The organism is Psychrobacter sp. TAE2020 (genome assembly GCF_018919485.1).
In the GTDB taxonomy this organism is placed as follows: Bacteria; Pseudomonadota; Gammaproteobacteria; order Pseudomonadales; family Moraxellaceae; genus Psychrobacter.
Map to the genome: position 1 here is coordinate 688,714 of NZ_JAHLMU010000001.1, position 16,093 is coordinate 704,806.

13 protein-coding genes are annotated in these 16,093 nt (G+C 42.1%); 6 read left to right on the plus strand and 7 right to left on the minus strand.

All coding sequences use genetic code 11. From position 1 onward, the window contains the following. The first annotated feature begins 177 nt into the window (after positions 1–177). The 3 genes from lipB to KPY62_RS02700 all read left to right on the plus strand — a co-directional run bounded on the left by lipB (position 178) and on the right by KPY62_RS02700 (position 2,581). Positions 178–1,011 (plus strand): lipoyl(octanoyl) transferase LipB, encoded by an 834-nt coding sequence (lipB, locus tag KPY62_RS02690; RefSeq protein WP_216583058.1) that lies wholly within the window; start codon positions 178–180, stop codon positions 1,009–1,011. Between the two features lie 332 nt (positions 1,012–1,343). Further along, positions 1,344–1,874, plus strand: coding sequence for an inorganic diphosphatase (locus KPY62_RS02695; RefSeq protein WP_201622211.1), 531 nt, complete (start codon positions 1,344–1,346; stop codon positions 1,872–1,874). A 239-nt stretch (positions 1,875–2,113) separates the two neighbouring features. Continuing rightward, entirely contained in the window at positions 2,114–2,581 is a 468-nt protein-coding gene (locus KPY62_RS02700; protein ID WP_216580712.1) for a hypothetical protein, read from the plus strand. Between the two features lie 113 nt (positions 2,582–2,694). Here KPY62_RS02700 and KPY62_RS02705 read toward each other — a convergent pair whose 3' ends face one another. From KPY62_RS02705 to KPY62_RS02720, 4 genes are all read right to left on the minus strand, one after another. Next, positions 2,695–3,582 (minus strand): SDR family NAD(P)-dependent oxidoreductase, encoded by an 888-nt coding sequence (locus KPY62_RS02705; RefSeq protein ID WP_216580713.1) that lies wholly within the window; start codon positions 3,580–3,582, stop codon positions 2,695–2,697. 186 nt (positions 3,583–3,768) lie between these two features. Continuing rightward, the gene (gene dusB, locus KPY62_RS02710) at positions 3,769–4,767 is read right to left on the minus strand and encodes a tRNA dihydrouridine synthase DusB (protein ID WP_216583060.1); all 999 of its coding nucleotides are present in this window, start codon (positions 4,765–4,767) and stop codon (positions 3,769–3,771) included. 203 nt (positions 4,768–4,970) lie between these two features. Next, a complete protein-coding gene (locus tag KPY62_RS02715) occupies positions 4,971–7,013 on the minus strand; it encodes a BCCT family transporter (protein WP_216580714.1) in 2,043 nt (680 codons plus the stop codon). A 277-nt stretch (positions 7,014–7,290) separates the two neighbouring features. After that, positions 7,291–7,731 (minus strand): HIT family protein, encoded by a 441-nt coding sequence (locus KPY62_RS02720; RefSeq protein ID WP_216580715.1) that lies wholly within the window; start codon positions 7,729–7,731, stop codon positions 7,291–7,293. A gap of 419 nt (positions 7,732–8,150) precedes the next feature. Here KPY62_RS02720 and KPY62_RS02725 point away from each other — a divergent pair, with 419 nt between their 5' ends. The 3 genes from KPY62_RS02725 to KPY62_RS02735 all read left to right on the plus strand — a co-directional run bounded on the left by KPY62_RS02725 (position 8,151) and on the right by KPY62_RS02735 (position 12,451). After that, a complete protein-coding gene (locus tag KPY62_RS02725) occupies positions 8,151–8,912 on the plus strand; it encodes a hypothetical protein (protein ID WP_216580716.1) in 762 nt (253 codons plus the stop codon). A 189-nt stretch (positions 8,913–9,101) separates the two neighbouring features. After that, positions 9,102–10,991: a dihydroxy-acid dehydratase gene (gene ilvD / locus KPY62_RS02730; RefSeq protein ID WP_216580717.1), complete on the plus strand. Its 1,890-nt coding sequence runs from the start codon at positions 9,102–9,104 to the stop codon at positions 10,989–10,991. Between the two features lie 209 nt (positions 10,992–11,200). Next, a complete protein-coding gene (locus tag KPY62_RS02735) occupies positions 11,201–12,451 on the plus strand; it encodes a cation:proton antiporter (RefSeq protein ID WP_216580718.1) in 1,251 nt (416 codons plus the stop codon). 52 nt (positions 12,452–12,503) lie between these two features. Here the strand turns inward: KPY62_RS02735 and KPY62_RS02740 are convergent, their stop codons facing one another. The 3 genes from KPY62_RS02740 to KPY62_RS02750 form a co-directional block, all read right to left on the minus strand. Then, the gene (locus tag KPY62_RS02740; protein WP_228730537.1) at positions 12,504–13,895 is read right to left on the minus strand and encodes a serine hydrolase domain-containing protein; all 1,392 of its coding nucleotides are present in this window, start codon (positions 13,893–13,895) and stop codon (positions 12,504–12,506) included. Positions 13,896–14,070: 175 nt separating this feature from the next. After that, a complete protein-coding gene (locus tag KPY62_RS02745) occupies positions 14,071–14,751 on the minus strand; it encodes a beta-lactamase hydrolase domain-containing protein (protein ID WP_228730538.1) in 681 nt (226 codons plus the stop codon). 96 nt (positions 14,752–14,847) lie between these two features. Further along, the gene (locus KPY62_RS02750; RefSeq protein WP_216580719.1) at positions 14,848–15,765 is read right to left on the minus strand and encodes a MaoC family dehydratase; all 918 of its coding nucleotides are present in this window, start codon (positions 15,763–15,765) and stop codon (positions 14,848–14,850) included. Positions 15,766–16,093 lie beyond the last annotated feature (328 nt).

Genomic DNA, 16,093 nt, shown 5'->3' on the forward strand with positions numbered 1-16,093 from the left:
AGGCTCAATGATTATCCCTTATCTGTGGCACCGTCCACGCTATAATCACAGCAAAATCATAAGACGCTTACGCTCATGACCTCATCAGCCTTACCTACCCTTTTAGCTACTGACCCCAGCATAGCTGACCTTGCTAAGACTACTAGCACTGTTAGTAATAATACGGTTGTTAGCGATATGCTTATCAGTAGATCCTTAAGCGCTGCTGAGTACAACTCTACTCATGAAGCGATGCTGGCGCGCACTTTACAACGTATCGCCGTTAAAAAAGAGCAAGGAATACGCACTCCTGACGAGCTATGGATTGTCGATCATAATGATGTCTATACTTTAGGACAAGCGAGTAAAAAAGAACATATCTTGCAGCACACTACTACCCCTATTATTCAAACCGATCGCGGTGGTCAAGTGACTTGGCATGGGCACGGTCAGTTGGTGATTTATTGGTTATTTGACTTGCACAGTCTGGGCTGGAGTGTGCGCCATTTAGTCTCTCATGCTGAACAGGCAATTGAAGATGTGCTTAATGACTGCTTAAAGACAACTCAGTCGAATGCTGATGTTAATACTAATGCTATTAGCGCTCATGCTCGCCGCGATGCCCCTGGGGTCTATCTATATAGTAATGCTGGCACTGATACTGATACTGATACTGATACTGATACTGATACTGATGAAGACAACACTATTATGCTCGGTAAAATCGCCTCTCTAGGCTTCAAAATCAAGCATGGCTTCAGCTATCATGGCATTGCGCTGAATATCAATTGTGATCTAGCAGCGTTTAATGCTATCAATCCTTGTGGCTATGCTGGCATGCAAATGTTACGAATAGCTGATTTTATCAGTATAACTGATAGTATTGATGAAGCTGTTGCCAATGGTGCTAATAGGAACAGTAATGAAAGCGATAAATCATTGAGCTATGAGCAAGTGACCCAAAAGCTTATTGATAACATTGCTCAACGCCATGCCGGGCTGATCGAACTACGGGCTATTGGCACAAAATAATTTTTTAAATCAATTTTTGCTACTGATAGTAGTTAGTAACCTCTAATAACAAGCAACAGCTGATAAGGTCTGATATCTTGTTATGGTAAGGTCTTTAAGTCCCATAAACGATAACCTGCTAATAGCTTAGTTAGCCATTGAGTCCAATTTTGCATAATATCGTGCCTGCTTTGACTTAAGCATAACAAGAAAAAACCACTCAAACTTGCTATACTCGCACCCGATATATTAATGACCTTTGTTGTTTACTGCATTCTTACTATTCTGTGTAGTCGATGACAAAAAATAGATAACTTTATCTTCAGTAACCAATAAAAATATAGGAGCCTCTTATGGCAGATTTTAATAAAATTTTGGACGCAGGTGATGTCGACGGCGGTATTATTAATGTAGTCGTTGAGATTCCAACTGGCAGCAGCCATAAAATAGAATGGAATCGTGAGTTGGCAGTATTTGAGCTGGATCGTATTGATCCACAAATATTTGCTAAGCCTTGTAACTATGGTTTTATTCCCCAAACTCTAGACGAAGATGGTGATGAGCTTGATGTGTTAATCATAACTGAGCAGCCATTGACTACTGGCATTTTCTTAAAAGCCAAAGTTATTGGGGTGATGAAGTTCGTTGATGATGGCGAAGTTGATGACAAAATCGTCGTTGTACCCGCTGATGATCGCAATAATGGCAATGCTTATAACTGCTTAGAAGATTTGCCAAAACAAATCATCGAGCAAATACATTTCCACTTTAGCCACTATAAAGACCTAAAGAAAAAAGGCACTACTGTGGTAGAGTCTTGGGGTGATGTAAGCGAAGCTAAGGAAGTGATCAAAGAGTCTATCCAACGTTGGAAAGATTTATAAGACGCTACTTACTAAGATCAATAGAAGTACTAGCGAGTTAGTCAAAGATCCGGCTAGTAAAATATTTGGTTAGTAAGAGATCAGTATTATCAAAACCGCAGTCATATAAATGAGTGCGGTTTTTTTACGTTCATTTTTTAATTATAAAATTGCTATAATATAAATATACTTATGGCTCCACTCTATATATCGCACTAAAGCTGTTCATTAATAACCGCTTGTTATCAATAAGGATTTTTATGTTCGACTCCGACTCTAGCGCCAAACCAGTGAACGCTAAACTGCCTCGTGCGGTCATTATGATGATCGAAAAAAACAATCTAGTGATGGCGATAAAAACTTTAGCAGCAGAAGAAAAAATAAGCATGGAGGAGGCAAAAGCTCGTATCGATGCTTATGAAACTAAGCTGAAGGTCAAACAACAACAGAAACTAACCATCATCGCCAATAAACAAGGCATACCTAGCAGCGCTCTTAGCTTCGATACAGAGCAAGTTAAAGATGAGTTTGAGCCGCTATCTAAAGATCGTGTCAAGACCACGCCAAGCCAACAGGGCTTTAAAAGTCTGCAAGCTGGGCTCGATAGTCAGCTCAACAATTTAGGTTATAAAAAACCTTTACTACCTCATTGGGCTAAGCGTCTGCTGGTTATTAGCATCGTCATGCTAGGAATTTTTTGGATTCTATGGCGGATTTTTGTTCAGTAGCCTCATTCACAACAGTGACGAACTGGACTGGATTTAGGATAAAATGCTGCTAACAAAAAAAGGATGCCAAAGCATCCTTTTTTATGACCATAGCGCTAGTGATAGCCGAGTATTTAGTGATGTTCACCTGGTAATATTTTGGCAAAAGCACGCTGGGCTAGATTGGGTTTAATACCGGTAATCTGCGCTGCTGATGAGCTTGGAAAAATGCGATAGCCGATAGACTGTACACTGACATTGAATGCTGGAATTAGCGAATAAGTAGCCGAGGCAAATTTGCCCATACTACTAGCTATGCTGTGCGGTTGATCAACGATTGCTTGAGCTACCATTAATGCTGCTTCGTCAGGCATAAGCGCCGGCATATAACGATACAGTTTAGTAGGGGCAATCATCGGGGTACGCACCAACGGCATGAAGATATTAGTCACTTTAATATTATGACCTTTCACTTCAGCAGCTAAGCAACGGCTAAAGGCATCCAGCGCGGCTTTTGAGGCCACATAAGCTGAAAACCTTGGGCTGTTTGCTAATACCCCAATGGAGGAAATATTGACGATTTGACCCGATTGTCTAGCGATCATAGTCGGCAAAAAGCCAAGAATCGTTTTGACTGCGCCAAAATAGTTAATTTCCATAGTCCGCTCAAAATCATGAAAACGGCTGAAAGATTCATGGACTGAACGACGGATTGAACGTCCGGCATTATTAACTAACACATCGATATGATCGAAGTCTGCTATTATTTTATTAGTGGTGGTTTCGATGTCATCCATATCAGTTAAGTCGCAAGGATAGAAGCTGGCTTTGCCACCAAGCTCCTCGATAGCCTCTGTGACGGCTTTTAATTTTTCTTCAGTACGTGCCAATAAGATAACGTGCGCGCCACATTCGCTAAGTAAAAAAGCGGTACGCTCGCCGATACCACTTGAAGCCCCAGTGATGAGAATAACTTTGTCTTTTACCGCTTTAGTGATTGCTGCTTTTGAAGGAGTAGCCATAAAAATTCCCTTTTAATTATTCAAGTTCCATGAATGTTTAATATCAGTATAGCAACAATACATCGTACCTATCTAGCAGAAGCACTAGATGACTAGAACTTGCTACTTGACTGTAACCTCAGACTACTACAAAGCTAAGAGCATATATTATCACTATCACAAAATGAGGGTTAGTCTATTATGCCGTTATTCATAAGCCGTCAAAAAGGTCTCAACGGCTCTAAACTGTCCAGCCGTACTCTCCTCGCTATACATCGCTTGTCGAAAAGCATTAGAGTTAGGAATACCAGTGGTATACCAAGCTATATGCTTGCGAGCGATGCGACAGCCGGAGTATTCACCATAAAACTCATAGAGCTGTTGTAAATGAGCTAAGACGATTTGTTTGATTTCACTAACCGTTGGTGCAGCTAAGCTCTCACCAGTGCGCAAGTAGTGCTCGATATCGCGAAATATCCACGGTTGGCCTTGTGCCGCACGCCCGATCATTACTGCATCACAACCCGTCAACTCATAAACACGTTGGGCTTTTTGCGCGCTATCGATATCACCATTAGCAATTACTGGGATACTGATACTTTCTTTAACCTCACGGATCAAATCGTAACGCGCCTCGCCGTTATACATATCTTCACGAGTACGTCCATGAATAGCGATAGCAGCGATACCTGCTTGCTCAGCACGACGCGCCACTCGTAAGATATTCTCACGACCATTCTCATACCCTAAACGAGTCTTTAGCGTTACTGGGGCATTGACAGCATTGACGGCCGTATCGAGCAATCTAGCTACTAAGTCTTCATCCTGCAACAGTGCTGAGCCTGCCAGCTTACGACAAACTTTTTTGGCTGGACAGCCCATATTTATATCAATAATCTGCGCCCCATTATCGATTTGATAACGAGCAGCTTCGGCCAGTTTATCGGGCTCAGCTCCTGCTATTTGCGCTGATATTGGCGCAATCTCACCATCGAAATTGGCACGATAAAGCGACTTTTTGCGTGCATAAAGAGCAGTATCGGCGATAATCATTTCACTGACTGCATGACCCGCACCAAATGATTTGCACAATTTACGAAAAGGATTATCAGTGACCCCAGCCATCGGAGCCACCATTAAACGGTTTTCGATAGTCAGGCCACCTATAATTAATGGCTGCAATAAGGGATGCTGAGGGTTATTCATTGCTGGGGAAGCGGCAGCATTAGCCCTAATTTCCCGACTCACTAAAGTATCTATAGACATAAATAACCGCTTGCATCCTGATGAAAATCAAGCCGTTATTTTAAGCGTTATTACTGTTATTGCAAGGTATTAACCTCAGCAACTTAGATAAACTACTATTCAGCATCAATAACTAACCAGCCTCAATGAGCTAATATAAGAAGTTATTTATCAAAAACACTGCCTCGTTCTACAGTGATATCATCATCGTGAACTTGCATCCGCCATGGCAGACTGTTAGGAGATTCATTCAAAAAGTGTAAATACTTTTCGAACTGGTCAATGATATCATTAATAACAGACTCTGCTTGATAGCCATACAAATCGTAAGTTTGTGCGCCCCGACGTAGATACACTTGCGCCCGATAAAAGTGCTTTTGCGACAAGTCACTTTTGGTATCTTTTGCATAGTAGTTAGGCTGGTCACGATGTGATAAGCGCACTTCATACCAGAACTCTACATCATCACCGCGCTGTAGCTCTAGTACCGCTCGATTATTGGTATCATCATAATTGACTTCAGGTAGCCACCCCGTTTCGGCAAACTTCTCGGCCACCTCTGTCATTGCTGATATTACCGTGCCTTGAATATAGCTCAATACTTCCTCACGGCTTGGCTGTTCAGTAATGTAATCGATACGTTCACGCCATGAGTCCAGTTTCAGCAAGTGCGGTGGCAGATGGTTGTCATTCGCTAAACTCTGATTGCGATGACCCTCAATACGTAGTGCCCGCCACATCCCAAACATAGCTATTAAGATGATAATAGTGAATGGTAGCGCACTGACGATAGCCGCTGTCTGTAGTGCTTTGAGGCCACCTGCAAGTAAAAGTACCGCAGCAACAATACCTAATGTTACCACCCAAAACGTTCGCTGCCATGCAGGGGTATCACTTCGGCCTCCTGCTGCTAGTGAATCGATCACTAATGAGCCTGAGTCAGATGAAGTGATAAAAAAGGTCATGATAAGCACTACGGCTAGCGCAGATACTACTTGGGTAAAGGGTAGATTCTCTAGTAGTTTGAATAAGGCAATCGCTTGGTTATTCTGTACTTCGGTAATTAAGGAATCATAGCCTTGAACCATAATCATATTGAGCGCTGTATCACCAAATACTGCAAACCAAAAGAAGGTGAATAAAGTTGGTACTAACATCACCCCAGCGATAAACTCACGAATAGTACGACCGCGGCTGATTTTGGCGATGAATATACCTACGAATGGCGACCATGAAATCGTCCATGCAAAGATAAATAACGTCCAACTAGTGATCCAATCACCTTGCTGATAGGCCTGCAAGCTAAAAGTACGCTCAACAATATTACCAAGATAACCGCCAGTATTTTCCATAAAAGCATTTAAGATAAATATTGTCGGACCAACGATAAACACAAAAGCCATTAATGCTGTTGCCAGTGCCATATTGATAAGCGACAGCCTTTTCACCCCTTTATCCATTCCTGCCAGTACCGATATTAGTGCCAGTCCGGTAATAACTGCAATCGCAATAACTTGTACTGTAGTATTTACTGGGATACTTGGTAATAGATAATTTAGACCCGTATTGATCTGCGAGACTGAAATACCCAGACTAGTTGCTAAACCAAATAAAGTACCCAAAATCGCGAATACATCGACGGTATGACCTATGGGACCATAGATTTTGTCGCCAATGAGTGGATAGAGTGTTGAGCGCATCGATAAGGGCAGACCATGACGAAAAGCAAAATAAGCTAAGCTCAAGGCTACTACCCCATTGATTGCCCAGATATGAAAGCCCCAATGAAAATATGCAATTTGCATCGCCTCTTTAGCCGCAGCAATAGTCTCAGGCTCTGAGAGAGGTGGCAGCGCAAAATGAGTCACTGGCTCCGCCACCCCATAGAATAGTAACGCTATGCCATAGCCTGCCGAAAACAACATGGCAAACCATTCGATAAAGTTATATTGCGCATCGCCATGATCAGGCCCAAGCTTGATATTGCCATAAGGAGAAAAAGCTAAGGTTACAATAAATATCAAAAATAGCGCCGTTGCCAGCATATAAAACCAACCGAAAGTCTCAGTGGTAAATTCAAGCACTTGCTGAAACAGTCCGCTAGCGGCTTCTGGGCTAACTGAGGTGCCAATCACTAATAAAATCATTACCACTGCTGTGGGTATGAATACAGGCATTAGAATAGTCGAGCGAAGCTTGTTACTCATAAAACGGTCTCGTAAAACAGACTTTTGAAGTGGACGTTCGGAATGGATCTTTAATATAAGTCTCTATAACCTTAAGAGACTTGCTAAAAACTAATGACTGGTAACAATAGTCTTTAGTTATAGCGAGCAATAAAAAGGGCGACTTATTGGCCGCCCTCTGTATATCTTAGAAACCCTAGGGCATTTAAGGCTAGGCATTTAACACTAAAATTTGTAAAAAATCAAATAAATAGCAATAAAATCAAAGCTTAGTCAGCACTTTCTCACTTGGTAATTATTACTCAGCAATGGCAGCTGCAAGCTTCTTAGCGATCTTAGCAAGCTCTACATGGTCTGCCGGTTTAGTGGCATGACGCCCTAATTCGTGAATGCTGCTCGGAATAAGGTGTACGTGATAATGAAATACCGTCTGCCCTGCTTGCGCGCCATTTAACTGCATTTGAATAATACCTTCACGCTCAAACACTTGACGTTGCGCTTGCATTACCTTTTTAGAAGTCATCAATACTGCTGCTGCATACTCAGGTTCAAGATCAGACAAATCAACTGCTTTTTGCTTAGGAATGACCAATACGTGACCTAATGCTTGCGGCATGATATCCATAAAGGCGAGGGCTTTATCGTCTTCATATACCTTATGGCAAGGGATATCACCATTAAGCATCTTGGCAAAGATGTTATTGTCGTCATAAGCATTTTGCACTTTAGCCTGACTCATTGTTTTACTCCTTTAGTGAATATTCTGGTTAAGATGAGAGTTTACATTCTACGATATAGTGAAGCAAAGGCAGATCGAGTACAAGTTATCGTCCAAACATAATTAGCCAGTCCTAAATGAGAGAAACACCATAAGGCACTACTAGGATTAATTTTTCTTGCTCGCTGTGTTTGAGTAGACAGAGGCTGCCAATCTCAGTAGCACGCTCCTGTTTTAAACACAAATCGCCTATGTCAGTGCCGATTAAGCGCTTATTGAAGAAACCAAATTTTATTTTTATAATGAACGCTTATACTTTACCGCTAGAACATCAAAGCTCAATAAACTATAGCTTTGCCGAGCAAAAAACACTAAACTCTTGGCGAGATCGAAGACAAAAAATGTTATATTAGTAGCCTACCATTTATAATAGCAAGCTTATGGATTTGACTACTTTGCCAACTCAATCATCAGATTATACTGACGCTTCTACAACTAATGCTATTGCTGGCAGTAGCACTCATGATGAGACATTGCAGGCTACTATAGAGGATAGCCCAGCTATATCTCTTAGCCCTAATACTATGGTTTTGGCTGAAGTCTTGAGCGATGAAACCCTCAACTGGCGTATTCATAACTGTAAAATCAGTGAAAAGACGGTCACTCAAGACTTACCAATGCTATTTTTATACCATTATGATAGCCTAGATGAAAGTGTTAAACAGGCTTATCCGCTAACACCTTCCTTACTTGCCAAGTTCAATACCCCAATGACTGCCAGTGAGGCAGCAACTTTTATTGGTATTGATAGCAAGTTAATAGCTAGCCCTTGGCAGGTAAAAGTTATTGGCTCATTAGTGGTATTTAGTGAAGCGTTACAACTGGCAGTGCGTCTGCATTGGACTAATACTGGCAAAACGACTGAACAGCTTTATACCAAAGACGCCGCTGAGGCACTAATCGCTGCCTTTAAAGAATGGCAGTTCTTTGGTCGTATTGATGTACTGTATAAAAACCAACAGCAGACCTTAGTCAGCATTGACGAGCACAACACCAGTGATCAGCCACTTCTGACTTTCAGTCCCAGTACTGAGTATCACTACTTGCCAGCAAGCCACGCCTTGACCATTATCGCTAAATTAGAAGCGGATAAAGTGCAACTACCTTGGTTTGAATCAGCAATTCTAGAGCGGCTTGGGTAGCACTTTGTGCCTATTTTTTGATATTATCTGCGCATTATTTTTAGCTACCTTCCAGTTACCTATAGCTAATGGTATGGTAGCAACCTAGTATTATTCACTAGTACTCACTGTTGATAAAAAGCACACTATTATTATCCCACCTACTACTGCACACTTTAATAAATCTCGACTAATTGTAAGGACTATCGCATGGACTATCGCTCAAAAACCTCTACCGGCGGCCGTAATATGGCAGGTGCTCGGGCATTATGGCGCGCCACTGGCATGACTGATGGTGACTTTGGTAAGCCAATTATCGCTATTGCCAACTCTTTTACCCAGTTTGTGCCTGGTCATGTGCATCTAAAAGACTTAGGTCAACTAGTCGCCCGTGAGATTGAGCGCGCTGGTGGCGTAGCCAAAGAGTTTAATACTATTGCGGTCGATGATGGTATTGCAATGGGTCATAGCGGTATGCTGTATTCCCTACCAAGCCGCGACTTGATTGCTGATTCTGTAGAGTATATGGTCAATGCTCATTGCGCTGATGCGCTAGTTTGTATTTCTAACTGTGATAAAATTACCCCCGGTATGTTAATGGCAGCTTTGCGCCTTAATATTCCAGTAGTATTTATTTCAGGTGGCCCCATGGAAGCCGGTAAAATTCTAGCCAGTACTGTTGCCAAAAGCCATAATAATGATGATAACAGCAGCCCTAGTGCCATTCGTAAACTGGATCTCGTTGATGCGATGATGGATGCTGCAGATGATAATATCAGTGACGAAGATGTCGCCGCTATTGAAGCCTCAGCTTGTCCTACGTGTGGTTCTTGTTCTGGTATGTTCACTGCCAACTCTATGAACTGCTTGACTGAAGCTTTAGGCTTAGCATTACCAGGTAATGGCTCGCTATTAGCGACTCACTCACTCCGTCGCGAGCTATTCTTAGAAGCGGGTCGCACTATTGTAGCACTTGCCAAACGCCGTTATGAGCAAGATGATGATTCAGTACTACCACGCTCAATTGCTACAAAAGCGGCCTTCGAAAATGCGATGACCTTAGATATCGCAATGGGCGGCTCAACCAATACTATCCTGCATTTACTAGCTGCCGCTCATGAAGCAGAAGTAGACTTTAAAATGCACGATATTGACCGCTTAAGTCGTGGTGTTCCGTGTTTAGCTAAAGTTGCCCCAGCTTCGCAAAAGTATCATATGGAGGATGTGCATCGTGCAGGCGGAGTGTTTGCGTTATTAGCAGAGCTAGATCGTGCTAATTTACTCAACACTGATATACCAACTATTCATAGTGCTACTATGAAAGAAGCGATTGATAAGTGGGATATTATGAATCCTGACAATCTCGAAGCGCGAGCACGTTATATCGCTGCTCCAGGTGGCGTACGTACTACTGAAGCTTTCTCACAGTCAAAAGAATGGTCAAACTTAGACGTTAACCGTGAGTCAGGTTGTATCCGTAGCGCCAAGCATGCTTATTCAGAAGATGGTGGTTTAGCGGTACTGTATGGTAATATCGCTGAGCGCGGCTGTGTGGTCAAAACGGCTGGAGTTGATGATAGTATCTTAGTCTTCACTGGACGCGCGCGTATTTTTGAATCGCAAGACGATGCAGTAGCCGCCGTACTTAATGATGATATCATCGCTAGAGATGTCGTTATTATCCGTTATGAGGGCCCTAAAGGTGGTCCCGGTATGCAAGAGATGCTCTATCCGACTACTTACTTAAAGTCCAAAGGCTTAGGAAAAGAGTGTGCACTACTAACCGATGGTCGCTTCTCTGGTGGTACCTCAGGCCTATCTATTGGACATGCCAGCCCAGAAGCGGCTGAAGGTGGCGCTATTGGACTGGTTCACGAAGGCGATACTATCCATATTGATATCCCTAACCGTACCATCAATATGCAAGTGAGTGACGCTGATTTAGCTGAGCGACGTCGCGAGATGGAAAGCCGTGGTAGCGCTGCTTGGAAGCCTACTAATCGTGATCGCCATGTCACTCCTGCCCTACGTGCTTATGCCGCTATGACTACTAGCGCCGATACTGGTGCCGTACGTGATGTGAGCCAAGTTGAGCGCTAAATGCTGACAGTTATTGTTCGCTAATCTCACGATTTTTATTTAAAACGTCCTATAAAAAGCCAGCTAAATGCTGGCTTTTTCATCAAAAAAATACCAAAGAACAACGTTTTTTTTATTATGATAACGATTATTTGCGAAATGACTTATATTTTCCAGTCATTATAAGCGACTTTTATTTTTTATAAAAACTACTGGTGCTCATAAATCTTATGATCGACAACTATAACTTACTCTTATTAGTCTGTGGCATTGCGTTCTTGTTCGGTGCACTGTTTCCTCTTATATTCGGACGCACACCTATCTCTTTGCCTATGCTGCAAGTAGTTTTTGGTATGGCTGTAGGTTATTGGTGGACCTCCTTATCATTTTTAGATCCTATAGACAACGGCTTAGCTATTGAGAAGCTCACAGAAATAGTAGTGTTAGTCTCTTTAGTTGGTGCCGGTATAAAGATTGATACCCCGCTACTTTGGCGGCTCTGGCAGCCTACCTTACGTTTATTGCTAATCACTATGCCCATCTGTATATTTGCAATGGCAGTATTAGGTTACTACGCCTTTGGGCTCAGTTTGGGTGCTGCTATCTTACTAGGAGCGGTACTTGCCCCTACTGATCCCGTATTGGCTTCTAGCATTCAAGTAGGACCACCGAACACTGGCGGTGAAGACACTACGCGCTTTACCTTAACTTCAGAGGCGGGTCTTAACGACGGCTTAGCCTTTCCCTTTGTATATTTAGCTATAAAAATAGCCGAAGCCTACAGTCAAGGGCAGGATTTTACTACTGAGATGCTTTGGTCATGGTTTACCCACGATGTACTATGGCAGATCGGTGCCGGGGTAGTCGTTGGTGTAATAGTGGGTAAAATTTTGGCAAAGCTAGTGTTCTCTAAACACACTCTTAATACCACTATATCTCAAGGTTATGTGGTAATTGCTCTTACTTTATTAGCTTATGGCTTGGCAGAATATATCCACAGCTATGGTTTTATAGCGGTGTTTATAGCAGCATTCACTTTTCGGCGCTCAGAATGTGGACATGACTATCATTACAAGCTACATGACTTTGCAGAGCAGTCAGAAGGCTTACTAATGTCTCTAGTATTAGTAAGTTTCGGTATCTTGATTGGTCAAGGCTTACAGTCTGGGGTGGAATTGACTTGGCGCGTCTATATTGTCAGTTTTGCTTTTTTAGTACTAATACGTCCCTTAGCTGGCCTCCTTGCCCTATCAGGGTTAAAGATGCATCGAACAGAAAAATATGCTGTTTCAGCTTTAGGTATTCGGGGCATCGGTACTCTCTATTACTTGTCTTACGCTATTAATCAAGGCTATTTCAATGATCAAGATGCACTTAAACTATGGATAGTATGCTCTATCGTCATATTGGCTTCGATATTTATTCATGGCATAAGTGCCCCATGGCTACTAAAAATGACCCCTAATAAGTCTCATCATTGATTGTCATTATTGAAGAGGTTTAATAGTGCAGTTTAATGATGAGGCTAACTGGCTACTGATCAAATAAAGCCAATACTGCTTCCGTCAAAGCGAACTGTCTAATGTCATTGAGCATAGTGACATCGAAATTATGCACAAAGGCAAAAGACAGTTGTCGAGTAGGTTCACACCAAGCTACTGAGCCGTTATAACCCATATGGCCAAAACCTTGTTCTACACTATTAGGGTTATTACTATTACCAACGCTATTTTTACAAACACTAAATAAGCGATGATAGCCCAAGCGCCAATTCATCTTAGCTGGCATGACCGCATCCATACCTGTCTGTTGTACCATTGATAGCTGCTCAAAAGTTTGACTATCTATCAGGATTTTGCCTTGCCAGACACCACCATTAGCCAGCATGGCATAAATAGTCGCTAACGCCTGCGCTGAAGCCACACCATTAACCGCTGGCATAACTGCTTGTAAAGTCTGCTGGTCATAGTAATCGATAGGCTGCTTGCTGGCAGGGAATAAAGCTAACTTATAGTTGCTAGCATTTATACTACTAGGATCAAAATAAATAGCATTAATTTGACTAGAATTTAAGACCGTTTTATCACTCATTGCTAGGCTTTGCCAGCAACCATAACTTGCTAACTTTTGATAAGTAGCTAAAGTAGCTATAGAATCTGCTCTTAAGGTTGGTTTACGGCGCTTACTACTCGGTTGTGACGGTAACGAGTTAATATCAGTAACTGTAAAGTCTTTAGCCAACTTAGCTACCTCGTTCACTTGCTCGGCTGGTACACCAAAATAATAACTATCTGCTATACCTAAAGGCTCAGTTAAATAATGGCGTAGCGCTGCTGCTAAGCTCATGTCTGTAACTTTTTCTATCAATGCCCCCAATATCCAGCCATAGACTAAGGCGCTATAAGCACTGTCATAAGCTTCGGCATTATCAGGCTTAGTGATTGCCATCGCAGCAACTTTGCCAACCATCTTATCCCAATCAAGCAAAGTTGCAATATCCGCCTCAATAGTGTTGATAGCGAATAAGCCCGCCTGATGTGACATCAACTTACGGAGGGTAATACCAGCTTTGCCATTGACCGCAAAGGCTGGCCAATAACTAGCAATCGTCTGGTCATAGTCAAGCAATTGCTGTGAGACTAAAACATGAGCCAAAGTAGCCAGTACTCCTTTGCCAGTAGAAAAATTCAACGCCAAAGTAGTGGCTTGCCAAGGGACATTTTGTTGGGCCATACCGACACTAGCTTGCGCTATACAGCTACCTGCATGATAGACCGCTAGTGCGCCCCCTGCTGGCGCATCATCTAGTTGCAGATCATTCAATAACTGCTGCAAGCCTTGCTGGATTTTGAGCTTAGTGGCTTCAGTAACTGTACTAATGTCAGTATCAATATTGCTACGGCTAGTTTTATTATCGATCATCATCAAGGCCTTATGGTGTGCAAATAGTATTTAAGCAATAGGGAAGCAGTATGGAAGCAATGTTTTCGAGGTTAGCACTAGCTATTAATGGCGGTTAACGATTAACCGTTAATAGTAAAACAGGCCACCCAAAGGTCACCTGTTTTATAACTAACTCACGATGCGCTATCGCCAGCCACTACCGAGGCACTAATAAGCGCTCGTGGGTCTCTTGTTCTAGCATTTTCGTCAACCCGTGACTGTAGCCCCTTGCCATTGCCGTTTCCATCTTACGACCACGCAACCAGCCAGCACGTAGAGCAGTTGCTGCGCCGACTCTACCGCCAGACTTGCAATGCATAGCTATTTTTTTACCTTGATACTTACGCAAGATATTATCAAACGCTAGTATTTTGAGCTGCTTAAGATCAGCAGCACCATTGATCGCTAACTGCTCATAAGCCATACCGGCTTGAGTAACTGCTGCACCCTCATCAAAGCTTAACTCCTCATCAGGCTGCAAGTTAACGACTAGCTCAACCCCAGCCTTGGCTAACGCTTGTACTTTCTCCTCATCAAGCGCCCCGCAAACGATAGTCTGCTCATCAGGTCGATAATAAGGCGTTAGTATAGAGGCCAAATCGATAGAATTATCCGTGTCAAAATGGTCAGTTTTAATATATTCAGTTTTGAGACTATTAATTTGCCAACCATTATTAGGGTTTTCGCTATTAATGACACTATTAGCTAAAGTACTCGTATCAGCCTCAGTGTTAACCTTAGCTTCAGTATTACTTTGGGTATTGACAGCAGTATCTTGGCTTAGCGAATAGTTTGAGCTTTGGGCAGAATTATTAGGGGTCATAATCATAGTTTTCATGATGGCTAATGGAATTTATGGCTAATAGCGCCATGTTTGATTACTCAATCGTGGCGCTACTAAGGTAATTATAAGAGCATTTAAAAGACTTTCGTATTAAGCTTTTTTCTCGTCCACTAAAGTCACATGACCGGCAAGATGGGGTTTGTCATTTTTGGCACTGTACAAGCCAAATACACAACTGTCATCAGTACTCTCAAGCTTAGCAATAGGTTCAGCGATCAGCTCTACTTCCGCTGGCAAGAAGATCGGTAGCTTAAAGGATACTTGTGCAGAGCAAGCTTCTGGCAACTCGCCCATCATCGCCAAGCATTTGGCTTTAGACCACATACCGTGAGCGATAGCTTTAGGAAAACCAAACGCACGTGCTGATAGAGGATGTAAATGAATCAAATTAAAGTCACCTGACACAAACGCATAACGGCGACCAATATCTTCAGGAACTTCGAATATTTTATGTACGCCTTTCTCATCCACCATCGGCTTGACGGTTACTGGACGCGGCTTACTTTTAAGGCCAGCATTGTCCTTTTTATCACTACGAGCTAGATAAGTAGAAGTACCTTCCCAAATCACATCTTCTTGCGATTTCACTGTAGTGACAAAATCAAACTGTTGACCTTGCGCATGGTCACGTAGATTATCAAAAGTAACTGACAAGCTAACCGTCTCACGCTCGCCAATCTTACGATACTGAGTGACCAAATTCTCGACATGAACTAAGCCTAACATTGCAAATGGGAACGGCTCTTTGACCATCATATTCATCTGTAGGGCTTGTGATAGCACTGAAAAGTAAGTAATAGGAATCTTACCATCGTCCATAAAGCCACAAATCTTGCGATAGTCGTCAAGGTTATTTTGGTCAATATGTAAATTATCGACAGAGTAAGTCGCTTGTGGCAATTGATCTTTGCTAACTTTACCGCTATTACCAATAGGTAATAAGCTTTTTATAATATTGGCATAAGTAGTATGCGCTTTTGGCAGTGCATCAAAATGTTTATCTGACATAATTTAATCCTAGATAATACGAGGTAAATTTTAGGGCAGCTGGTTACTGACCAGTTGTTAAAAGCTGATCCAATAGTTATTAGCGGGCAATTAGACTGTTATGGTACTCATTTTACAGCATTTTATAGTAGCTTTCATACTAGGTTTTATAGTACGACAGTGCGCATCACTTATTCATTAGATTAGCTATAAAGCGCTCGCTAATCCTTTAAAATAAAATATAACTATCAGCAATAAGAGCTGTTGGGCCAGCTATTGAGTAGTTTATAGATCGCAATAGTAAACCTAAATACTCACTAGGCTCAGTCAAGCTAAAAGATTTTTTATC